This window comes from Agrobacterium sp. LR_9 (genome assembly GCF_041954855.1).
Lineage (GTDB): Bacteria > Pseudomonadota > Alphaproteobacteria > Rhizobiales > Rhizobiaceae > Agrobacterium > Agrobacterium leguminum.
Genome location: NZ_JAVAYA010000013.1, coordinates 72,342 through 93,959, shown reverse-complemented (window position 1 = coordinate 93,959; position 21,618 = coordinate 72,342). Strand labels below are relative to the sequence as shown.

23 protein-coding genes are annotated in these 21,618 nt (G+C 61.1%); 9 read left to right on the top strand and 14 right to left on the bottom strand.

From position 1 onward, the window contains the following. The first annotated feature begins 191 nt into the window (after positions 1–191). Together RAC79_RS16150 and RAC79_RS16145 are read left to right on the top strand one after the other, a co-directional pair. A complete protein-coding gene (locus RAC79_RS16150; protein ID WP_142845953.1) occupies positions 192–632 on the top strand; it encodes a DoxX family protein in 441 nt (146 codons plus the stop codon). Further along, the gene (locus RAC79_RS16145; protein WP_078053711.1) at positions 629–2,227 is read left to right on the top strand and encodes an MFS transporter; all 1,599 of its coding nucleotides are present in this window, start codon (positions 629–631) and stop codon (positions 2,225–2,227) included. Before RAC79_RS16150 ends, RAC79_RS16145 begins: the two co-directional genes overlap by 4 nt. A 32-nt stretch (positions 2,228–2,259) precedes the next feature. Here RAC79_RS16145 and RAC79_RS16140 read toward each other — a convergent pair whose 3' ends face one another. Further along, positions 2,260–3,042 (bottom strand): pyrroline-5-carboxylate reductase, encoded by a 783-nt coding sequence (locus RAC79_RS16140; protein WP_078053710.1) that lies wholly within the window; start codon positions 3,040–3,042, stop codon positions 2,260–2,262. 27 nt (positions 3,043–3,069) lie between these two features. On the opposite strand from RAC79_RS16140, the gene RAC79_RS16135 reads away from it, so the two are divergent. Next, the gene (locus RAC79_RS16135) at positions 3,070–3,633 is read left to right on the top strand and encodes an exonuclease (RefSeq protein ID WP_236781203.1); all 564 of its coding nucleotides are present in this window, start codon (positions 3,070–3,072) and stop codon (positions 3,631–3,633) included. Positions 3,634–3,653: 20 nt separating this feature from the next. Here RAC79_RS16135 and RAC79_RS16130 read toward each other — a convergent pair whose 3' ends face one another. Next, entirely contained in the window at positions 3,654–4,508 is an 855-nt protein-coding gene (locus RAC79_RS16130) for a LysR family transcriptional regulator (RefSeq protein WP_003522061.1), read from the bottom strand. Between the two features lie 130 nt (positions 4,509–4,638). On the opposite strand from RAC79_RS16130, the gene RAC79_RS16125 reads away from it, so the two are divergent. After that, complete coding sequence (locus tag RAC79_RS16125; RefSeq protein ID WP_374997281.1) at positions 4,639–6,159, top strand: MFS transporter; 1,521 nt, start codon at positions 4,639–4,641, stop codon at positions 6,157–6,159. 29 nt (positions 6,160–6,188) lie between these two features. Here RAC79_RS16125 and RAC79_RS16120 read toward each other — a convergent pair whose 3' ends face one another. The 3 genes from RAC79_RS16120 to RAC79_RS16110 all read right to left on the bottom strand — a co-directional run bounded on the left by RAC79_RS16120 (position 6,189) and on the right by RAC79_RS16110 (position 9,145). Beyond that, positions 6,189–7,142, bottom strand: a complete 954-nt coding sequence (locus tag RAC79_RS16120) for a DUF535 family protein (RefSeq protein ID WP_374997280.1) — start codon at positions 7,140–7,142, stop codon at positions 6,189–6,191. Positions 7,143–7,292: 150 nt separating this feature from the next. Next, positions 7,293–8,450, bottom strand: coding sequence for an ATP-binding protein (locus RAC79_RS16115; protein ID WP_374997279.1), 1,158 nt, complete (start codon positions 8,448–8,450; stop codon positions 7,293–7,295). Further along, a complete protein-coding gene (locus RAC79_RS16110; RefSeq protein WP_003522071.1) occupies positions 8,447–9,145 on the bottom strand; it encodes a response regulator in 699 nt (232 codons plus the stop codon). Before RAC79_RS16110 ends, RAC79_RS16115 begins: the two co-directional genes overlap by 4 nt. A gap of 171 nt (positions 9,146–9,316) precedes the next feature. On the opposite strand from RAC79_RS16110, the gene RAC79_RS16105 reads away from it, so the two are divergent. Continuing rightward, the gene (locus RAC79_RS16105) at positions 9,317–10,153 is read left to right on the top strand and encodes a phosphatase PAP2 family protein (RefSeq protein ID WP_374997278.1); all 837 of its coding nucleotides are present in this window, start codon (positions 9,317–9,319) and stop codon (positions 10,151–10,153) included. 87 nt (positions 10,154–10,240) lie between these two features. Here the strand turns inward: RAC79_RS16105 and RAC79_RS16100 are convergent, their stop codons facing one another. From RAC79_RS16100 to RAC79_RS16060, 9 genes are all read right to left on the bottom strand, one after another. Next, entirely contained in the window at positions 10,241–10,525 is a 285-nt protein-coding gene (locus RAC79_RS16100) for a copper-binding protein (RefSeq protein ID WP_174037208.1), read from the bottom strand. Between the two features lie 23 nt (positions 10,526–10,548). Continuing rightward, on the bottom strand, positions 10,549–11,025 hold the full coding sequence (locus RAC79_RS16095) for a plastocyanin/azurin family copper-binding protein (RefSeq protein ID WP_065657440.1): 477 nt from the start codon (positions 11,023–11,025) through the stop codon (positions 10,549–10,551). Positions 11,026–11,078: 53 nt separating this feature from the next. Beyond that, positions 11,079–12,428: a multicopper oxidase family protein gene (locus RAC79_RS16090; RefSeq protein ID WP_374997277.1), complete on the bottom strand. Its 1,350-nt coding sequence runs from the start codon at positions 12,426–12,428 to the stop codon at positions 11,079–11,081. A 14-nt stretch (positions 12,429–12,442) separates the two neighbouring features. Beyond that, positions 12,443–13,921 (bottom strand): TolC family protein, encoded by a 1,479-nt coding sequence (locus RAC79_RS16085; RefSeq protein ID WP_374997276.1) that lies wholly within the window; start codon positions 13,919–13,921, stop codon positions 12,443–12,445. Beyond that, on the bottom strand, positions 13,918–14,148 hold the full coding sequence (locus RAC79_RS16080; protein ID WP_125146140.1) for a hypothetical protein: 231 nt from the start codon (positions 14,146–14,148) through the stop codon (positions 13,918–13,920). The genes RAC79_RS16085 and RAC79_RS16080 overlap by 4 nt, the downstream gene beginning before the upstream one ends. 87 nt (positions 14,149–14,235) lie before the next feature. Continuing rightward, entirely contained in the window at positions 14,236–14,628 is a 393-nt protein-coding gene (locus RAC79_RS16075) for a hypothetical protein (RefSeq protein ID WP_174040183.1), read from the bottom strand. Positions 14,629–14,762: 134 nt separating this feature from the next. Further along, positions 14,763–15,695 (bottom strand): hypothetical protein, encoded by a 933-nt coding sequence (locus RAC79_RS16070; RefSeq protein ID WP_374997275.1) that lies wholly within the window; start codon positions 15,693–15,695, stop codon positions 14,763–14,765. Between the two features lie 85 nt (positions 15,696–15,780). Next, positions 15,781–16,680, bottom strand: a complete 900-nt coding sequence (locus RAC79_RS16065) for an AraC family transcriptional regulator (protein ID WP_162934207.1) — start codon at positions 16,678–16,680, stop codon at positions 15,781–15,783. A 99-nt stretch (positions 16,681–16,779) separates the two neighbouring features. Continuing rightward, a complete protein-coding gene (locus RAC79_RS16060; protein WP_374997274.1) occupies positions 16,780–17,226 on the bottom strand; it encodes an acetyltransferase in 447 nt (148 codons plus the stop codon). 233 nt (positions 17,227–17,459) lie between these two features. Here RAC79_RS16060 and bioB point away from each other — a divergent pair, with 233 nt between their 5' ends. The 4 genes from bioB to RAC79_RS16040 are packed head-to-tail and all read left to right on the top strand — an operon-like array spanning position 17,460 to position 21,563. After that, positions 17,460–18,494, top strand: coding sequence for a biotin synthase BioB (bioB, locus tag RAC79_RS16055; RefSeq protein ID WP_174040157.1), 1,035 nt, complete (start codon positions 17,460–17,462; stop codon positions 18,492–18,494). After that, complete coding sequence (locus tag RAC79_RS16050) at positions 18,491–19,636, top strand: 8-amino-7-oxononanoate synthase (RefSeq protein WP_142846146.1); 1,146 nt, start codon at positions 18,491–18,493, stop codon at positions 19,634–19,636. Before bioB ends, RAC79_RS16050 begins: the two co-directional genes overlap by 4 nt. Beyond that, on the top strand, positions 19,633–20,271 hold the full coding sequence (bioD, locus tag RAC79_RS16045) for a dethiobiotin synthase (protein WP_142846144.1): 639 nt from the start codon (positions 19,633–19,635) through the stop codon (positions 20,269–20,271). Before RAC79_RS16050 ends, bioD begins: the two co-directional genes overlap by 4 nt. Next, on the top strand, positions 20,268–21,563 hold the full coding sequence (locus RAC79_RS16040; RefSeq protein ID WP_174040158.1) for an adenosylmethionine--8-amino-7-oxononanoate transaminase: 1,296 nt from the start codon (positions 20,268–20,270) through the stop codon (positions 21,561–21,563). Before bioD ends, RAC79_RS16040 begins: the two co-directional genes overlap by 4 nt. Positions 21,564–21,618 lie beyond the last annotated feature (55 nt).

Below are 21,618 nucleotides of genomic sequence, written 5' to 3'. Positions count from 1 at the left end.
GCCAGCACAAATATCCACCGGGCAGCGGATAGCTGCTGCCCGGCCGAGCGTGAATGGGATAATGTTGCAAATTACGCAATTATATCGAAACTATTGATGCAATTGTTGGCGGTAATCCTTTGCGCCAATATCGCTCCATCAGATGAACGCAGCGCCGCTCGAACCGACCGGCCAGATCGCAGGAGCAACAAATGACCGAGCCGTCTTCAACCTTTCGCCTTCGCGGGCTTCTCGCGGATATCGTTGCCGCACCCGCCACAAAAACCCTAGCGCTTCTGGCGCTCTGCTCGGCCTATATTCAGGGGCCGCTGACCAAGATCTTCGACTTTCCCGGCGCGATTGCGGAGATGAACCATTTTGGCCTTCAGCCGGCGGTCGCATTCGCTGTCGTCGTCATCCTGTTCGAGCTCACCGCCTCCGCACTGGTGGTGTCGGGCTTCCTGCGCTGGGCCGGTGCGCTGGCGCTTGCAGGCTTCACGCTTCTCGCCACCTTCATCGCTCTCCGCTTCTGGGAAATGGCGCCCGGCATGGACCGCATGATGGTCACCAACGCCTTCTTCGAACATCTTGGCCTTGCCGGTGCCTTCATCATCGTCGCCGCAATCGATCTCACGAAAGGAACAGGCAAATGAGTGCCGCAAAAACCTCCGCGAGCAGCTTTGCTCCCCTTGCGCAACCGGTTTTCGCTGTTCTCTGGGCGGCGACGGTGCTCGGCAATACCGGCAGCTTCATGCGCGATGTCGCCAGTTCATGGCTGATGACCGATCTTTCGGCCTCGCCGGCGGCCGTCGCCATGGTTCAGGCGGCCGGAACCCTGCCGATCTTTCTTCTGGCGATCCCGGCCGGCGTGCTGACCGACATTCTCGACCGCCGCAAGTTCCTGATCGCGGTGCAGCTTCTGCTGGCCTCGGTCAGCGTCACCCTCATGGTTCTTTCCCATACGGGCCTTTTGTCCGTCAGCGCGCTGATCGGGCTCACCTTCCTCGGCGGCATCGGCGCTGCGCTGATGGGGCCGACCTGGCAGGCCATCGTGCCGGAACTGGTGAAACGTGAGGATATCAAAAGCGCCGTGGCGCTGAATTCGCTGGGCATCAACATCGCCCGTTCCATCGGTCCCGCCGCCGGCGGCATCCTTCTTGCGGCCTTCGGGGCGGCCTTCACCTATGGCGCCGATGTCGCAAGCTATTTCGTGGTCATCGCCGCGCTTCTATGGTGGCCGCGGGCAAAGAACGCCAATGATGCACTGGCCGAAGGTTTCTTCGGCGCATTCCGGGCGGGCCTTCGTTATACCCGCGCCAGCCGGCCGCTGCATGTCGTCCTGCTGCGGGCTGCGATCTTCTTTGCATTCGCCAGTGCCGTCTGGGCGCTGTTGCCTCTGGTCGCCCGGCAATTGCTCGGCGGAGATGCCAGCTTCTACGGTATCCTGCTCGGCGCTGTCGGGGCAGGCGCCATCGGCGGTGCGTTGGTCATGCCGAAGCTGCGCGAACGGTTCGATGCCGATGCCCTGCTGCTGGGTGCGGCTCTCACCACCGCGCTCGTCATGGCCGGGCTGTCCTTCGCGCCGCCAAAATGGCTTGCCATCGTCATCCTGCTGTTTCTCGGCGGTGCCTGGATCACGGCGCTGACGACGCTGAATGGCGCAGCCCAGGCAGTTCTGCCGAACTGGGTGCGTGGCCGTGGCCTTGCCGTCTACCTCACCGTCTTCAATGGCGCGATGACGGCAGGCAGCCTTGGCTGGGGTGCTGTTGGTGAAGCCACAGGCGTGCCGGGTGCGTTGCTGATCGGCGCTGCGGGATTGCTGGTTGCGGGCCTCGTCATGCACCGCCTGAAACTGCCTGCGGGCGATGCGGATATGGTGCCGTCCAACCATTGGCCCGAACCGCTCGTGGCCGAGCCGGTGGCCCATGATCGCGGCCCGGTTCTCATCCTCATCGAATATAATGTCGAAAAGCATCACCGCTCCGCTTTCCTGCATGCACTGGACGAGCTTTCCCAGGAACGTCGCCGCGATGGCGCCTATGGCTGGGGTGTGACGGAGGACTCCGCCGATCCGCAGAAGATCGTCGAATGGTTCATGGTGGAATCCTGGGCCGAGCATCTGCGTCAACACAAGCGGGTTTCCCATGCAGATGCGGATTTGCAGGGCAAGGTGCTGGCTTATCATTCCGGGCTGGAAAAGCCGGTGGTGCGGCACTTCCTCACAATCAACCGTCCGGGGAAGGCGTAAAACGGAAAGGGGCCGAAAAGGCCCCTTTTTCGTTATTGCGTGATCCGCTCCAGCACACGGCTCAGTGCATCTTTCAGGGCCCCTGAACCGCCCTTGCCGTCGAAATCCAGCAGCACCTGCTCGTTGAGGCCGCCCTTGGTGGCGAATTCACGGCTGAGATCGATGAAATCCGTTCTGCTGCCGGCAAGCATGGCCACCTCGGACAGGCCGGCAAAGAGGGGCGCGAGATAGGCGCGCGCCTTTTCTTCCGGCAGACCGTTCTCGGCAAGCCATTCCGTCGTGGTTTGCATGATGCCGAAATAGGTGGCCATCAGAGCGCTGGCGGCGGCCAAAAGATCGTATTCCGCCTTGGTCTCGCATTCCACCGCATTGCCGAGCACGTTGAAGATAGCAGCTGTATCCATATCGGCAGGATAAATGGCGGTGACGCCCTTGCGCCGGGCAACGAAGGGCAGCGGGATCGCCTGGCTGAGACGCACATCCGCGCCGATCCACTCCAGAAGCGCCTCACGGCCGGTTGCGGCAACGACGCTGACGATCTTCTGCCCGTCCCGGAACCGCAGGGGCCGGATGACTTCTTCAGCGATCTGCGGCCGGATAGCCAGCATGACGGTATCGCAGCCATCGACGATTGCCTGATTGTCGCCGGAGACGATCACCTGCGGGAAATCGGCGGCAAGTCTCGCCGAGATATCGGCACTGCGCTGGGACACCATGACATGCGGCACGGCGGCAGGTCTGGCGAGCAGGCCCCTGACCATTGCATCGGTGATGGCTCCCGTTCCGATAAAACCGATTTTCTGAGGAAGTGACATGATTGCTCCGCTGCGGCGTTTCGCGCGATGCTAATTTTTCCGTCCGGAATTGTCGACAAGCAGAGGGGGAAATTTGCGGTCGAGGCTGAGGCGGGACCCGTCGAATGCCGGCTTTTTCCGCTTCTGGGGACCTATAAGGCCTATATATGTCCGGTCGACCGTCATGGCGAAAGATATGCGATCGATCCGTTCTTCACCCGGCTGACGGGGATCACGGGGGAGATCATCGATGCGGAAGGCGTTCCATTGCAGGAGGCCCTTTCAAGCTTCGACAGTTTCTCGGAAGGTGCCCAGTGCTGGTCATGGGGTAAGGACGAGCTGAATATGGTGGCGATCAGCTGTTATGTCGCCGGCATCCAGCCACCCATCCCTGCCAACCGTTTCGACAATGCCGTCAAACTTCTGCTTGCAGTGGGAATGCCGTTGGAGGATCTGGCAAAAACGCCGAGCAACAGGCTGGCCGATTATTACGGTGTCGAGCATCCGCCATTGCAGGGGCACGATGCGCTCGATGATGCGCTTTCGGTTTCCTATACGCTGCAACATCTGCTGAAGGGCGGAAAACTGACGCCGGAGGTGTTCGGTGTTTAGCCGGTGTCAGACGGATTGCGTCACGATCCCGGCCGATGTTCGCGAAAGGCGGCGGCAAGCGTGCGTAAGGCTTCCCGGGATCTGCTGTCCGTGAGGGTGGAAAACATGATGATTTCCGTGGAGGGCAGGGGCGGCAGGCCAAAACGCTGACTGACCTCCACCGTGCCGGGCGGTGCAAGGCGGGAAGAGAAGGCGGAAACCGCGAGCCCGGCCGAGACGGCGGCGGTCACCATCGACGATGTGCCGCCAAGAAACACCTCCGTCCACGCAATCGCAGCCGCGTCCAGGGCGCGGGTGGCGATGTCACGCACGCCACAGGCGGGCGAGAGCGCCGCCAGCCGCAGCGGTTCACCCTGACGGTGTTCGAACTGCGGGGTTGCATACCAGCCGAAATGTTCCGGCCCGAGCACCTCGCCGTCGCGCCGGTCGTCCTCGCGCCGGATGATTGCCGCGTCGATCTCCCCGCGGTCGAAGGCGTCCAGCAGGGATCGGGAATGATCCATGCGCACTTCGATCGTAAGCCCGGGGTCATGGTCGTTGAGGCGTGCAAGAAGGGTCGGAACCTCCGGTCCCGCCACATGGGCGGCAATGCCAAGGCCGAAACGACGGCGCGGGGAGGAAAGACCCGCCAGCGCCCGGTCATGCGCGGCGAGAAACTCGCGGGCGGGCGCCAGAAACACCGCGCCCTGCGCCGAAAGCCGCACTGAGCGCGGTGTGCGTTCGAGCAGCCGCTGGCCGAGCCTGTCTTCCAGCCGCTTGAGCTTGACGCTGATGGCGCCCTGTGTGGTGCCGAGCGCTTCGGCAGCGCGGGTGAAGCTCTGCATATCGGCGATGGTAACGAAGGCCTCGACGGCCTCCACATCCAGCGTGCTCATATCGATTATTCCAATTTGTTGTCTCTGAAATAGCCAATCATCCAATTCAGTTATGGTCAAGCTTTGTCTAGCGTGCCTCCTCCACTGATCGGTTTTCGCAAGTGCGGGCCGACCCATGAAAGGCTGAAGAATGACCCTTGCCGTTGCAGCACCCGCAAGCAGCAGAAGCGCCATGGCGCTTGCTGCCGTTTGTCTCTCCGCCCTGATGTTCGGACTGGAAATCTCCAGCGTTCCGGCGATCCTGCCAACACTCGAACAGGTGCTGCATGCGGATTTCCGCCAGCTTCAGTGGATCATGAACGCCTACACCATCGGCGTGACGATGGTGCTGATGGCGACGGGCGCGCTGGCAGATCGCTTCGGCCGCAAACGTGTCTTTATCGCCAGCATCGTCGCTTTCGCGCTTTCCTCTCTGGCCTGCGGAATGACGGAAAACGTCTCGGTGCTGATCGGCGCCCGTTTCCTTCAGGGGCTGAGCGGCGGGGCGATGCTGGTGTGCCAGATCGCCATCCTGTCGCATCAGTTCCGCACGGCCCGCGAACGCGGGATGGCGTTCGGCTGGTGGGGCATCGTCTCGGGCGTGGGGCTGGGCTTCGGCCCGATCATCGGCGGCGCCATCGTTGCGCTGTGGAGCTGGGAATGGGTGTTCCTCGTTCACGTCGTGCTTGGCGCGGGAACATGGCTGCTTGCCACGGGCGGCGTCGGAGAATCGCGCGATCCGGAGGCGGCGCGTCTCGATCTTGCCGGCATGGTCACCCTTTCGGTCGCCGTTTTCTGCCTTGCCTTTTTCATCACCCAGGGGCCCGCGCTCGGTTTTGTGAGCCCGGCGGCGCTTCTGATCCTCGGTGTCGCGGCTGCTAGCTTCATTGCCTTCGTGATTGCTGAAAAGCTTAGTTCAAGACCGATGTTCGACTTCTCTGTGTTCCGCATCCGGCCTTTTTCCGGGGCGATCATCGGTTCTGCGGCGATGAATATCAGCTTCTGGCCGTTCATGATCTATCTGCCGATCTGGTTTCAGGCGGGCCTCGGTTATGACAGCGTCACCGCCGGCCTCGGCCTGCTTGCCTATACGCTGCCGGCGCTGGTGGTGCCGCCGCTGGCGGAGCGGCTGTCGCTGCGCTACCAGCCGCGCTTCGTCATTCCGGCCGGGCTGTTTACCATCGGCCTCGGTTTCATGCTGATGAAATCGGGAAGCGGCATCGAAAATGCGAACTGGCTCACCATGCTGCCCGGCTGCATCCTCGCCGGTATCGGGCTCGGGCTGACCAATACGCCTGTTACCAACACCACCACGGGGGCGGTTTCCCCCGCCCGTTCCGGCATGGCCTCGGGCATCGACATGAGCGCACGCATGATCTCGCTCGCCATCAATATCCCGATCATGGGTTTCATTCTGGTCGAGGGCGTCCGGGCTTCGCTTCGGGCAAACCTGCCATCCGCTGCGGATATCGAGGCGTTGCAGTCGCTTGCGGAAAAGATCGCGGCGGGCACCGCCGGCACTTCTGCGCAGGGTGTTTCGCAAGAGCTCGTCCATCAGGCGCTTGCGGACGGTTTTGGTCTGGTCATGCTTTATGCCGGCATAAGCGTCTGGTTCCTTGCCGCCATCAGTTTCATGATCTTCGGTCCGGCGCGAAAACCTGCTCATGACTAGCGCGACGTCCAGGCAACCTGGGACGAGCCTCAGGCGCTTTCGTTTATTCTGGCCTCGGCGAGACGTTTGCCGAGGTTGAAAAAAGTGAGCTTCATATGGCTGCGTTTATCTCCACCCTCTAGGCTGGAGAAGGGTACTTTGAAACCGAATATTTCATCCGGCTCGCCAGAGCGTTCCCGCCAGAAAGCATCGATGTCCGAAACCATCATTTTTTGCCGCCGGGCGCGCCGGTAACGGATGGGGTGCCTGGAATGGGCGACAGCGAAATAGCCATGTGCACCCTCGGCGGCGAGGCCTTGCAGAACCATGAGTGCAGCCTCCTTCGGACGAAGCCCCGAGAGGTCGCGCGTCATCGACACCATTTGCTCTTTCGCGGCGCGCGGACCCTGCATGCCGCCAACGACAATCGTGTGGTTCTGTGTCTCGCGTCCTTCAACGAAAGTGAATGTTGCTGTCCAGAGAATGGTGTTGTCATGGCTGCGAATGAGTCTGACTGAAAAAGCACCCTCGTGCCGGCCGCCGCAGCAATCCGCGAGCGCCAGTATGCATCGATATTCATCATTCCGGCCGCGAACCGTGCCCATATCAATGGTTTTTCCCGCCCACAGCCCGGCCATGACGCTCCTGGAAAAATGCCGGTCCGCAATTGCGAAATTATCCATGAGAAAAACCAGCCGTCTCTTCCGGGAAACTTTATTGATGAGCAGTTTCGACAGGGGTTTCTGGAGAAGGTCGTCATGCGGGAGCGGCAATTTTCGCTCTGCTGAAAAATCCGCCAGAAACCGCCACCACCGAAAGGTGACCAATGGATTGGCCGCAAAACGCAGCCAGAAAAGGACCGCCCGCTTCCAGTAGGCGCGCCGGGGAAAGGTCATAATTCTCCAGAGCAACAAAAAACGGGGTGTTTCCGAAACCGTCTGGGCCACATCATCCGTGACCGGGAGTTTCTCTGCCAGAACGGCAACATCTTGAATGCGCGACATAAATGGGCTTCCGGCAGAACATGGCGTTCAGCCGGGGCATGCGCCAGAATTGTCAAGATTCTGTCGAGAAACGGCCTGCCCTACGTGAAGACCGGTTTGTTGCCTCAGCGCAAAACAAGCAACCGCAAAGAGACGGTTGGCCGGGAGATTTCAGGAGGTTTTCCCAAAGACAACCGTCACGATGGCTCCGCCGTCCGGTCGTGTCTTTATCTGCAGATCGCTGTCATGCGCCCGAGCGATTGCACGGGCAATCGAAAGGCCGAGGCCCGTGCCACCGGTTTTGCGCGCGCGTGACGGTTCCATCCGCCAGAAGAGTTCGATGCCGTGTGCCTCGACGCCGGGGGGAAAGCCCGGCCCCTTATCCTCGATCGCGACGAAGGGCCGCCCATCCTGAAGCCCGGTCGAACAGCGCAGAAATTTGCCGCTCGCCGCATAGCGGCGCACATTGTCCATCAGGATCAGCAATAGCTGCCGAAGGCGTTGGCGGTCGCCGCAAATGGGTGCGGGCTCCAGCGACATATCGATATCGATGCCGGCCTCATCCATCAGCGGCCGCGCCGCTTCAGCCACGGCCGCGCATTCGGCGGCAAGATCAAGCGGTTGTGTGTCTTTGACGAGGCTGTTGGTTTCTGCCAGGGAAAGTGTGCGCAAATCATCGACAAGACGCGCCAGCCCCTCCACATGGACGATGAGGTGGCGAATGGCTTGCTTGTCGAGCGGAAAGACATCGTCCGCGATGCCGTGCAAACGGCCCTGCAGGATCGTCAGCGGGGTGCGCAATTCGTGGGCCACCGCCATCGTGTTGAACTTCAGCCGGCGCTCCATCATCTGGAGTTCCCGCGTCAGCGTGTCGAAACTGTCGACCAGAAACGCGATTTCGACGATGTGGTTCGCCCTGACGGTCTCGCCGCTGCTGAAATCGCCGGATGCCATGCGCCGCGTGGCGATGGTAAGCTTCTCAAGCGGCGCGGCAATGCGCCGGGAGATGAAATAGCCGAGCAGGCTGCACAGCAGGACACCGAGCAGGCCGAATCCGAAGACCGAGGCGAGAAGCTCGTCGTCAGCCTCGTCCTCTATCCTGGGCAAAACCTCGACAAGAGCCCGGAGCTGCTGCTGGTCCGGCATCACGCCCCGGTCGATATCCGAAAAAGCCTTGGCGGCATCGGGCGACAGCTTGGCAAGGGCGCGCTCCTGAATGTTGTCCCCATACCAGGAGACGCCGTGATAGACCATCGCGACCGCAAAAATCAGCATCGTCGTGATTGTGATCGCCGTCATGGTGCTCAGGCTGAGCCGCCAGAGTTTCATGGTTTCTGCTCCCCGGCCAGCCGATAACCGACGCTGCGCACCGAGACCAGATAACCGCAGGCGCCATGATCCGCCAGTTTCTTGCGCAGATTGGCGATGTGCGTGTCGATGGTGCGCGCCAGCGCATCGCTTTCCGGCAGGCAGGCATCCAGAATATCGGCGCGCTGAAAGGCGTGGGTGGGGCGGCGCGTCATATGGGCGAGTATCCTGAACTCGCTCAGCGTCAGGGGTAGAACGGTCCGGCCCCCATCGCCGCAAACGGCCGCGACATAGGCTTCGGTGTCCACTTCGATGGCCCCGAAGCGCAAGACCCCGCCGGCGGCCGGCTGTCGCGTGCGTTTCAGCACGGCATTCACCCGCGCGATCAATTCATGGGGATTGAAAGGTTTGACGATGTAATCGTCAGCGCCGAGGCGAAGGCCGGTCAGCTTGTCCATATCCTCCGCAAGGGAGGTCACCATGATGACAGGCGTATCCCGTTCCCGCCGGATGCGGTTCAACACCTCGATGCCATCGAACTTCGGCAGGCGAATGTCGAGGAGAACCAGATCCGGTCTCAACATGGAGAAATGCGTCAGCGCTATTTCTCCGTCGCTCGCCCTGACGGTTCTGTATCCTTCGCGAATAAGATAGGCGTCCAGAATCTGAATAATATCGGGGTCGTCTTCGACGATCAGAATAAGCCCTTTGTCCATACTCGATCCGCAAATCTGCTTCTGTAGCCGTGGTAACGCCGGGACGCTAAGCGGATGCGAAACATCGGGCAAGAGCCTCCATCCCCGAATAAACACTATCGGTGCCGCTTTCCTTGCAGTCTTGTCTCTTTCTCCGCAAAGCCTTGACATTTCTGCGGAAGAGAACTGGCCATGCACCAGCCTCTCGCCAGTAAAACCGACCGGAAAAAGCGGAATTGGACCCGGAGGTCGAAATTTCGCGCAGGCGCCATCCATGTCGCCCGTCAGGCTTTTTTGCGGGCCGCCGGCAGTTCCTCCCTGCTGGCTCTTCTGGTCGCTCTAGCGATGATGATCGTCTTCACGATCAGGTCGGATATCGATCTTGAGGTGAGCCGGCAATTCTGGACGGACCGTTTCCACCTTGGCGAGGACGAGTTCCTGGTTTCCGTCCGAGATCTGAACCGCATGCTTCCGCCGGTTTTGTTGTCGGGGCTGGTGTGCATCCTTGTCCTCATGCCATTTTCGGGCGGCCTCCCCCGGGTTTTTCCACCGCACAAGCTGCTGCTTATTGGCGTCTTTTTTGCTCTGGGACCGGGTGCCACGGTTCATATGCTGAAAAACGCGTTTGGCAGGGCAAGACCGCGCCATCTCGGCGAGTTCGGGGGAGACCTGTTGTTTACACCGGTTCTTTCCCTTGACGGTGGCTGCGCCCGAAATTGCTCTTTTCCTTCCGGTGAAAGCGCTTCCGCAGCCGCTCTTCTCGCCTTCACCATTCTCCTGCCAGAGAAATTTCGCCTGATCGGCATCGCGATACTGGCGCCATTCATCGTGATTGTCTCCCTGAACAGGGTAGCAATGGGCGCTCACTTCCTCTCCGATGTCCTGATTGCATGGCCCTTGATGCTTGCGGTGTTTCTTCTCCTACAGTGGCCGTTCATGAACAACCGACAGGCGATAGACGCCGCCTTCTCGCGCAAGGCCGAAGGGGCACGGCCCGCCGCGGAAACAAGGCCATTTGCGGGACAATAAGGCTGAGGGGAATCACATCCGCCCAATATCAAAAAGGGCAGCGGAAAACCGCTGCCCCTGCTGTTTCTTGCCGAGCGACCGGAGGCCTTATTTCACCTGGGCGACGACCAGCTTGCCGTCGGCGCGTTCGGCGACGAACTCAATACTGGCGCCTTCCTTGAGCTTGGCGAGGATTGCATCGTCCTTGACGCGGAACACCATCGTCATGGCCGGCATGTCGAGGTTCTTCAGTTCTTCATGGATGATGGTGACCTTCTTGGCTGCGGCATCGACCTTCTTTACCGTTCCCTTGGTGAATTCCTCTGCGAATGCACTGAGGGGAGCGGTGAGCAGGAGTGCTGCTGCAACGGTGATTTTAACGATGGTCTTCATGGTCAGATTCCTTTGTTGCCGGGTTACTTTGCAGAAACTTTGAGATCGCCGCGCATCCCGGCCTCGTAATGTCCGGGTTTCAGGCAGGCGAATTCGAACATGCCGTCATTGGTGAATTTCCAGATGATTTCGCCGCTTTCGCCGGGCGCGAGGCTGATCGCGTTCGGATTGTCGTGCTCCATCTCCGGAGCCTTCTCCATGGCGGCCTTGTGCTCCAGATTGGCCTTCTGTTCGTCGAGAATGAATTCATGGTCCAGTTCGCCGACGTTCTTCACGACAAAACGGACTGTCTTGCCTTTCTTGAAGTCGAACTTGGTGGGCGTGAACAGCATCTTGCCGTCCGGCGTTTCCTTCATCGTCACCTGAATGGTCTGGGTCACCTTGGCCTTGTCGCCCGGTTCGCCGATCGCCATCGCCTCATGGCCGCCGCCGTGGGTGCCCGACGCAAGGGCGGGCGTGGCGAGAGCGGTGAGAAGCAGTGCAATTTTCAGTTTGGTCATTCCATGTTTCCTTGATTTTAGTGGGGTTCTTGTGGGGGTTGGGGTCTGCGCGATCAGCCGTGTTTCATCGGTTTCGGCGTGATCTGCGTTTTGGGGTCATTGGTCTTGGTCGTATCCGGCAACTCGCCGGTCCATTCCCAGGCCTGGGTTCCGGGCGGGTTTTCGTACCAGCCGGGATCTGAGTAATCGCCCGCGGAGATGCCTTCGCGGACCTTCACCACGGAGAACATGCCGCCCATCTCGATGGGGCCGTGCGGACCCCAACCCGTCATCATGGGTACGGTATTCTCGGGGATTTCCATTTCCATCGCGCCCATATCGGCCATGCCGGCGGTGCCCATCGGCATATATTCCGGCCGCACCTTGCGGATTTTCTCCGCGACGCTCTTCTTGTCGACGCCGATGAAGGTCGGGACGTCATGTCCCATCGCATTCATCGTATGGTGCGACTTGTGGCAATGGATTGCCCAGTCGCCGACATATTTGGCGTCGAATTCATAGGCCCGCATCGCACCCACGGGGATGTCGATGCTGACCTCCGGCCAGCGCGCCTCGGGACGCACCCAGCCGCCGTCCGTGCAGGTCACCTCGAAATCGTAACCGTGCATGTGGATCGGATGGTTGGTCATGGTCAGGTTGCCGACGCGCACGCGCACCCGGTCGTCCTTGGAAACCACCAGCGGATCGATGCCCGGAAACACCCGGCTGTTCCATGACCACAGATTGAAGTCGGTCATGGTCATGATCTTCGGCACATAGGAACCGGGATCGATGTCGAAGGCATTGATGAGGAACACGAAATCGCGGTCCACCGGCATGAAGGCCGGGTCCTTCGGATGGATCACGAAGAAGCCCATCATGCCCATCGCCATCTGCACCATCTCGTCCGAATGCGGGTGGTACATGAAGGTGCCGGATTTCACGAGATTGAACTCGTAGACGAAGGTTTTGCCAACCGGGATATGCGGCTGCGACAACCCGCCGACGCCGTCCATGCCGGACGGCAGGATCATGCCGTGCCAGTGGATGGTCGTATGCTCCGGCAGCTTGTTGGTGACGAAAATACGCACCCGGTCGCCTTCGACGGCCTCGATGGTCGGGCCGGGCGACTGGCCGTTATAACCCCAGAGGCGGGCGGTCATGCCCTCCGCCATTTCGCGCTCCACCGGCTCGGCGACAAGGTGGAATTCCTTGACGCCGTTGTTCATCCGGAAGGGCAGGGTCCAGCCGTTGAGGGTGACGACGGGGTTGTAATCCGGGCCGGTGGTGGGCTTGACCGGGGCCTGGGTCGCAGCCGTTTCCATCACTGCCGCTTCCGGCAGGCCGGTGTTGGATGTTTTCGCCCAGGCCGCCGAGGAGACCATTGCGGCGCCGACACCCAGAAAGTTTCTTCTGTTAAACATGGTCGTTTCCTTTCTCAGTGTCCGCCACCGCCGCCGCCAGCGGCGGCAACCTCGGTCTCCGCGCCCGCCGCAGCACCCGTGCCGCCGCCGTAAATGGCGGGAGCGAGGCTGGCCTCGGCGAGCCAGAAGTCACGTTTCGCATTGATGGCGAGCAGGCTTGAATTGACCTTTTCCCGGCTGTCGGCCAGAAGCTCGAAGGTGTTGGTGATCATGCCGTTATAGGTCAGCAGCGACTGCTCCTCGATTTTGGTGCGCAGCGGCACCACGCTGTTGCGGTAATGCCTGGCGATGTCATAGTTCGAGCGATAGGCCTGATAGGCGGAGCGGGCTTCCGAGCGGACATTGACCGCTTTTTCCGCCAGCAGGTTCGCCGCGCGCATATAGGCAAGTTCGGATTCCCGCATGCGCGCCTGACCGGAATCGAAGATCGGAATGACGAATTCCAGCTCGGCATTGCCGGTGGTCTGCTTGTGGATTTCGCCGTCTTCCAGCTCGCGCTCGGTCCCGAAGCCGGAACGGATTTCGAGATCGGTCACGTATCGGGTGGCTTCCGTGAGCTTGAACGACCGGGCGGTCGCCTCCAGATCGAGCTTTGCCATCTGCAGATCCACGCGGCGCTGCAGCGCCTCGGCCTCGATCATGTCCCGTTTGGTAAGCGCTTTCGGAAGCGGGGGCAGGCGGTTGGGAATGGTGTATTCGATATCCGCTCCCCACAGTCCCATGAGCCGGGTCAGTTCCTCCTTGGCAAGACGGGCCTCAAGCCGCGCTCGGGCAATCTGGCCGGTCAACTCGGCGTAAAAGACCTGTTCGCGGGCCTGGCCCTCCTTGTTGAGCGAACCCGCCTCGCCGAGTTTCACGGCAAGTTCGGAGGCGGCATCCGCCGCGGTCTGCGCCTGCGCCAACTGGCCGACATTTTCCCATGCCGCCACCGCGGTAATCCAGGCGCGGCGGGTATAGGCCGCCAGTTGCAGCGTCTTCAGCGCGGCGCCTAACTGCGCCTTGCGGAAGCCGGTATCGGCGATCTCGACATTTTTCTTGAGGGTGGCCAGCGCCAGAATATTGGTGACGACGACACCCTCGATCGCCTGATAGGCCCTGAGCCCCGGGGTGCCGATCCCCGTCAGCCCGATGCCGACCCGCGGATTGACCAGCATGGTCGATTGCCATGCGGTGGCGGCGGATTCGCCGAGATCGGCATAGGCCGCCTGAAGGCCCTTGTTGTTCAGGAGCGCAACCTGCACCGCCGTCTCGACATCGAGACTTTTGGCGGCGGCCATCAGCGATTTGACGCGGGCCTGCGTCGCCTGCGCCTCGGCCCGGTTCTGCACCCAGACCGCCTGCTTGCCTGTCGCCTCCGATGTCCTGGCCGAAACATTGGTGAAACCGGCTTCACGCGACGCATATTGGGCGGCCGTGACACAGCCGCCGAGAAGAAACGGCAGGCAAAGGGTGGTCGCGATTTTCGCTCCGAGTTTGAAGGTAAGTATCGTCATGATGCGTCTCCTTTCGGAGCCTGCGCATCGTTCTGGTTACGCCAGGGCTTCGGGTCCGCCGGCGCGCGGTGCGTGTAACCCGCGACCGGGGTCTGATAGCGGATGGGGGCCGCGCCGAGCGAAGGGTTTGCCGCGTCGTCATAGGAGGCGGCGTCGTTCATCATGGATGTGGCTGTGCAGCCGCCCAGAAGCAGGGGCGCCGCAACCACAATGTAAATTGGGTTCATGGGTATTTTCCGAACAGGAGATGCAACGGCGCGGCGGCGCTAAAGCCGCTCACGCACGGTCATTGCCCAAAGGCGGGCTTTGCCTGTTCAGATATTCGGGGGGCGGTGAAGGAGCGGGGTCTGGCCCAGCGCCTTGCTGTCGTCGAGGAAGGAACGGATGCTGTTGACGACAGGTCTGCCAATGGTGTCGTGGCTGATCAGAACAGCCATGCCGAGACAGAAATCGCCGCAGCATTGCGGCTTGACGGGCTTTTTGACGCCGCCGTTCTGTTCGGCCATATCGTTGTGATCGTGACTGTCGGACATCATGGCTGAGGCGCCGTGATCCATCATGGCGGACTGATCGTGCTGCATTCCACCGGCTTCGGCAGGATGCATTGCGGCATTGACGGTGGAAACACTATAGCCAGCCAGTGACAGTATCATCACCAGTCTAAACAACAGGGCCAGCAATTTCGATGCTCGCAACATCTCACGCATGTTGCGTAGAAAAGCTGTAGTCCTGTGATTTGTCAATGGATATCCCTCATAACCATCGACGAAAACCGTTATGCCGCATTCACGCGGAGCGAGGCCGGCAAGCGGAATGGCAGGGTCTGCAGCCTGCCCGCACCTTAGGCGAAGTCGATGAAGGCTTCATCGAGAATAAGGAGCTTGCGGGCCTGCATGCGGGCATATTCCTCGTAAAAACCCTGCGAAATCCAGAGTGCGGAACGGCCGCGTCGTCCGCTCCAGCCGATGCCGCCGATCAGTTCGGCCGCCGCAAGCTTGCGGCCGATGTGGATACGCGACAGGGAAAGAGATGTCGCCAGCTGCGTCACGGTTTCCACATCGGTCAGGCGCCTGCCCTGTTCGGTCGGCCTTTCCCAGTCGATGCCGGCGATAAGGCGGTCCATCAGCAGTCCGCCGGCATCGAACCAGTTGAAGATGATGGAAAGCGGGCCGGGGCAGCGCACCTCCGGATGTGACAGAAACGCCTGCGATACGCGGGGGTGGATATGGGGAAGCATGGCCTCCGACCGCTTGATGAAACGTGATGCCCTGAAGCCCTCGTCGAGCAGATCCAGCGCCTGAAAATGCACGTCGTACCATTGGGCGAGCATCGCCAGCGCCGGGGCTGAAGGCACGACCCCATTGCCGGGCCCATTGCTGGATTGGTCTGCCGGGCGTGTCATTCCGCGTTTCAGCGCCTCTTTGAAGAAGGCATAAGCGACACTATGGCTGGCGAGCCCATGCCGAAGCGCCAGATGGCCGAAATCTTCCCGCGTCAGCGCGGCTTCTCCCTCTCCTGTTTCAGGGGCGCCACATTTCTGAAAATAGAGCGCCAGAAGCGCGTGACACAGAAGCCGGCTCTGGCGTGTCGCAAAAAGCGCGGTCATCTCGGGCGAGCCTTCGTAAAGGGCGATGAAACTTCCCGCCAGCAGACGCAGCGCCGCCGCGAAGGGTTCTTTTTGCAGCATCGCCTCTATTTCGCCGGGCGCTGGCCTGCGGCAATCGGCTGTCGCGGTCGGCAACCGGGAGATCGCAAAATCGAAAAAATTGTTCATGGGCCGCGCTCCGGGATGGGATGATCCAATCGGCCTTACAGGAGCTGAAATGGCGCGTCTTCTCATTGCGCGCAGAGGTGAAATTTTAAGCCGGCGGCATATCCGCAGCGCGGGCGTCGCCGGGCGTCATGCCATAGGTGCCGGCAAATACCCTGTAGAAAGTAGCGAGGCTGTCGAAGCCGCAGCCATAGGCGATCTGCGTGACCGGCAAGGCGGGGAATGCCAGCAGCAACCGTTTCGCTTCCTCTATCCGCATGGAGGAGAGCGTGCGGGAAAACGACAGTTCGGCACCCTCGAAAACCACATGCAATTGCCGAAGCGAAATGCCCAGTTCCCTTGCGACGGCGGCAGGGGTCAGGTTCTGCCGGGATTTTTTCCGTATCATGATGTCCTGTGCCGCATAACAGAGCCCGGTCCTGAGCGCGGCGCGAACCTCCGGCATGGCGGGCGAAAGCCGCCCGCGCGCCGTCATGGCAAGCCGGGCGATATGGGTGACATCGCGGGCGGGATCGATGAGCCTGCCGGGGTCGGCGTTCAGCGCATTGAAGAGGGCCCGGAAGGGCAGGGAGAAACTGTTGTTTTCCGCATAACGCGTCGCAAACAGGTCATCGGTGGCCTGACCGAGCATGACCTGGTAATCCACGGGGATCTTCAGCATCCTGTAGTGAAAATCCGCCTCGTTTCCCGGTATCGCATCATAGGGCAAGTCGGAATAGTTGATGGTGATATCGCCACCGCCAACCGCGTGAACCTGATTTTTACCGGCATGCAGAAAGCCGGAGCCCCTGACCTGCAGGCCGATGCAGAGGCTGTCGCCGGCAATGCGGGCAATATCGGCTTCGGTGCGGTTCACCCGGTAAGAGGAAGCACGCATCTCGGTCACCACGGCGCCGGCGACGGCGCGCGCCTGAAACGAACCCCGGAAGCTGTGGCGGAGATCCCGCGCAAGCTCGATTGTCACGCCAAACAGGCTTTTGCCGCGCACTTCGCGCCATTGGTCGAAGCGGTGTTCGGGCAGAAAATCGTCGGTTGCGAAGCGGACTATGGTGTTCGTGGCTTGATCCTCCCCGACGATCCCTGCGGCCTATTTTTCCGTTGCGCGAAATCGAAGATGAACGAGCGGATAGGGTCGCCCCTGTCCGTCGAGATCGGAGCGTCCCGTCGGTTCGAATCCCAGCCGGCGGTAAAAACCAATGGCCCCGGCGTTCTGTTCGTTGACGTCCGTGGTTAGTGCGGGGTGGAGCGCAAGCGCCCGCTGAACCAGAACCTTGCCGATGCCCTGGCCGTGATGGTCCGGATCGATGAAAAGCGCCTCCATGTGCCCTTCATGCAGAAACATGAAACCGAGGGGGCGGTCAGAAACATCGACCGCCAGCGTGAGCGGCGCCTGCGGCAGAAAGGCTTCGACTTCCTCCCCGATCGCGACGCGATCCGCCGGCAGAAGGAACCCGTGGGTGGCGTCGACTGCTTTGCTCCATATCTCGAGGATGCGGGAAGCGTCGCGGCTCTCGGAGGGACGAAGTGTGATCATGCCTCACCCTTAGCAAGGGCGGAGTTTTCACGCCATGGGCCGACCCGATCTTTTCCGTCAGCGCGTGCGTATTCAATGAATTTCAGCGTTTAAAGCCGGCGATTCCGATCCTCGCATATGTCGCCATCTCTCCTGCCGAAAATTTTTCTCGAAAAAAGTGCTTGCAAAAAGCGGCCGTAAAAAAATAGATAAAAAGAACTTCTATCTATTTATTTTGAGGGAAAGATCGACAGATGGACCAGATAGTCACGCAAATCGATAGAAATCCAGCTCCGATTGCGGGCTTCGGCAATGACTTGTCGCTTGAAGAAGCCAAAATTATCTATAATTTACCTTTTAACGATCTTCTGTTCCGCGCTCAACAGGTGCATCGCTGTCATTTCGATCCCAATGCCATCCAGATGAGCCGGCTCTTATCCATCAAGACCGGCGGCTGCCCGGAGGATTGCAGCTATTGCAGCCAGTCCGCCCGCAACCCCACCGGCATTAAGGCCTCCAAACTCATGGAAGTGGAGCGGGTGCTGGCTGAGGCGCGCAAGGCGAAGGAGGGCGGCGCGACGCGTTATTGCATGGGTGCTGCCTGGCGCAATCCCAAGGAGCGCGACATGGAGGCCGTGGTGGCCATGGTCGAGGGCGTGAAGGCGCTCGGCATGGAAACCTGCATGACGCTCGGCATGTTGACGCCGGAGCAATCCGAACGGCTGGCCGATGCCGGTCTCGACTACTACAACCACAACGTCGACACTTCCGAGCGGTTCTATTCGCAGATCATCACCACCCGCACCTTCGAGGACCGGCTGGAAACGCTCGCCAATGTCCGCGATGCCGGCATCAAAGTCTGCGCCGGCGGCATTCTCGGCATGGGGGAAACGGTGGAAGACCGGATCTCGATGCTGGTGACGCTTGCCAACCTGCCGGTGCCGCCGGAAAGCGTGCCGATCAACATGCTGATCCCGATCCCCGGCTCGAAGCTGGCCAAGGCCGATCCCGTCGATCCGATCGATTTCGTCCGTACCATCGCGCTGGCGCGCATCCTCATGCCGCGTTCGCATGTGCGGCTTTCGGCCGGGCGCACGGAGATGAGCGATGAGACGCAGGCGCTCTGTTTCCTGGCCGGCGCCAACTCCATCTTCATCGGCGAAACCCTGCTGACGGCGGATAATCCGGGTGAGGACCACGACACGGCGCTTTTCCGCCGTCTTGGCCTGAAGCCGATGGAACTGCAGTCCACGGAATTGCAGTCTGGGGAGGCGGGAGGGTGCCGGTGACCCTCGCGGCCCTCTCTCCCTATGAGGCGAAGCTTGCAGGCCTGGAGCGCAAATCGCGGCTGCGCGCGCTCGCTCCTCAACAGGGGATCGATTTCACCTCCAATGACTATCTTGGCCTTGCCGATTCACCCCGGCTGAAGGCGGCATTTGCCGACGCCATCGGAAGGGGCGTGCCGGTGGGGGCCGGCGGCTCGCGGCTGCTGCGTGGCAACCACCGCGAACATGAGGCGCTGGAAGCGGAAGCAGCGGCATTTTTCCGAGCGGAAAAAGCGATCTATTTCGGCAGCGGTTTTGCCGCCAATGTCGCGCTGTTCTCCACATTGCCGCTGCGGGAAGACCTCGTTCTTCACGACGCCCTGATCCATGCCAGCGTCCATGACGGTATTGCGGCCGGCAAGGCGAAGGCGATTGCCGTGCCGCATAATCAGATCGAGGCATTCGAACGGGAAATTATCCGCTGGCGGCAGGAGGGTGGCCGGGGCCGACCGTGGATCGCCATCGAAAGCCTTTATTCCATGGATGGCGACCGAGCGCCCCTTTCGGCCCTGGCTGATCTTGCCGGGCAACACGGAGGCTTCCTTGTCGTCGATGAGGCCCATGCCACCGGTGTTTTCGGCCCCGGCGGGCGTGGCCTTGCCGCGGAGCTGGAAGGCAGGGGCAATGTGGTGGCATTGCACACCTGCGGCAAGGCGCTCGGTCTTTCCGGCGCGCTTTTGAGCCTGCCGGCGGTGCTTGCCGATTACCTCGTTAACCGCGCCCGCGGTTTCATCTATTCGACTGCGCCTTCGCCGCTGATGGCGGCGGCGGTGCGGGAAGCCCTGCGCATCGTCGCCGGTGAACCATGGCGACGCCTGCGGCTGGCGGAGCTGGTAAATTTTGCCGGCGAAGAGCTTCGCGCCCGGCTCGGCGTCGCGCCCAGCGGCTCCCAGATATTACCAGTGATGATCGGTGACAATGCCCGTTCGCTTCGTATCGCTGCACATCTGCGGGAGGGCGGTTTCGATGTACGCGCGATCCGCCCGCCGACGGTGCCGGAGGGCACGGCGCGCCTGCGTATCGCCATCACGCTCAATGTGGATGAGAGCCAGATCGCCGATATGATCGGGCTGCTTGTCCTTTCGCTGGGGGAGGAGCGCAGATGAGCCCTCGTTTCGTCATCTCCGGCACCGATACGGGCATCGGCAAGACGGTTTTTTCCGCAGCGCTGACCCATGCCCTGCAGGCTTGTTACTGGAAACCCGTGCAATCCGGGCTTGAGGAAGAAACAGACAGTGAGACGGTGGAGCGGCTGGGTGGCGTGCCGCGCGGGCGCATCCTACCGGAGGCCTATCGCCTGAAAATGCCGGCTTCGCCGCATCTGTCGGCCCGCCTCGAAAATGTAACGATCGACCCCACGCTGCTGCTGCCGCCGCAAACGGATGGACCGCTGGTGATCGAGGGCGCGGGTGGGCTTCTGGTGCCGCTGACGGACACGGTGCTCTTCGCCGATATCTTCGCCCGCTGGCAAATTCCGCTTGTGCTGTGCGCAAGAACGTCGCTTGGCACCATCAACCACACGCTGCTCTCGCTCGAGGCGTTGCGGCACCGCGCCATTCCCGTGCAGGGCGTGGTCTTCATCGGCGATGAGAACCGGGAAAATGAGCGCGTCATCGCCAATATCGGCGCCATTCGCCTGCTCGGCCGTCTGCCGCGCCTGCCGGAGATGACATCAGAGGCGCTGCATCGGGCATTTGCCCGACACTTCAATCTCGCTGATTTTCTGGAGGCGCCGGCATGAGCCGTTCCCCTGTCTGGCATCCCTTCACCCAGCATGGGCTGGAACCGCCGATGAAACGCGTCGTATCAGCGGAAGGCGCATTTCTCGTCGATGAGGACGGCGATCGCCTGTTCGACGCCATTTCCTCCTGGTGGGTCATCACCCACGGGCACCGGCATCCGGCGATCATGGCGGCCATCCGCGCCGCGACAGAGGCCTTCGATCAAGTCATTTTCGCCGAGTTCTCCCATGAACCTGCCGAAACGCTGGCGCGCGGGCTGATCGAGCTTGCGCCAGCTGGGCTAAGCCATGTGTTTTATTCCGATAGCGGCTCGACGGCGGTTGAGGTGGCGCTGAAAATGGCGCTGGGATATTTCCACAATCGCGGAGAAAAGCGCGACCGTATCGTGGTGATGGAGCACGGCTATCACGGCGACACTATCGGCACCATGTCGACCGGTGAGCGCGGTGCCTTCAATGCCGCTTACGAACCGCTGCTCTTCGGCGTTGGCCGGCTGGCTTTTCCGGAAGCGGGCGGTGAACAGCACACGCTGGACATGTTCGAAGACTTCTGCCGTTCAGGCCGCATCGCCGCCCTGTTGGTCGAGCCGCTGGTGCTCGGGGCGGGCGGCATGAGGATTTACGGCGCGGATGTTCTGGCCGGGCTGAAACAGATCGCCGAACGCCATGGCTGCCTCTTTATTGCAGACGAGGTGATGACGGGCTGGGGCAGAACCGGAACCATGTTCGCCTGCGAACAGGCCGGCATTTCACCGGATATTCTCTGCATCTCCAAGGGCCTGACCGGCGGCTCCCTGCCGCTGGCGGCAACGCTGTGCAGTGCGGAGATTTTCGACGCGCATTTTTCGACGGATCGTCGCAAGACCTTTTTCCATTCCAGTTCCTATACGGCCAATCCGATTGCCTGCGCCGCGGCCGTCGCCAATCTTCAGGTCTGGCGGGATGAGCCCGTGCTTCAGCGCATCGGGCAATTGCAACGGGTGCTGCGCGACAATCTCCGGCGGTTTGCGGATGACCGGCGTTTCACCGGCATCCGGCAGATGGGGACCATCGCGGCCCTCGATCTCGTGGTGCCCGCCGGCGGGTATCTCGCCGAGGCGGGGCCGCGCATGCGGCAATTGTTCCGCGAGCGCGGGTTCGTCATCCGCCCGCTCGGCAATGTGCTTTACCTGATGCCGCCCTATTGTTCGACGGCGGAAGATCTGGCCAGCGCCTTTGACGCAATCGATGACGTGGCCGGGATCGTCACTGAAACCGCTCCGCTAAAATCGCGCGCGCTCGGCATCGCGTGAAAACGGGGTGTGGCCATGTTCAGCCTGTTCCAGAACCGTTTCCGAAAGTCCTGAC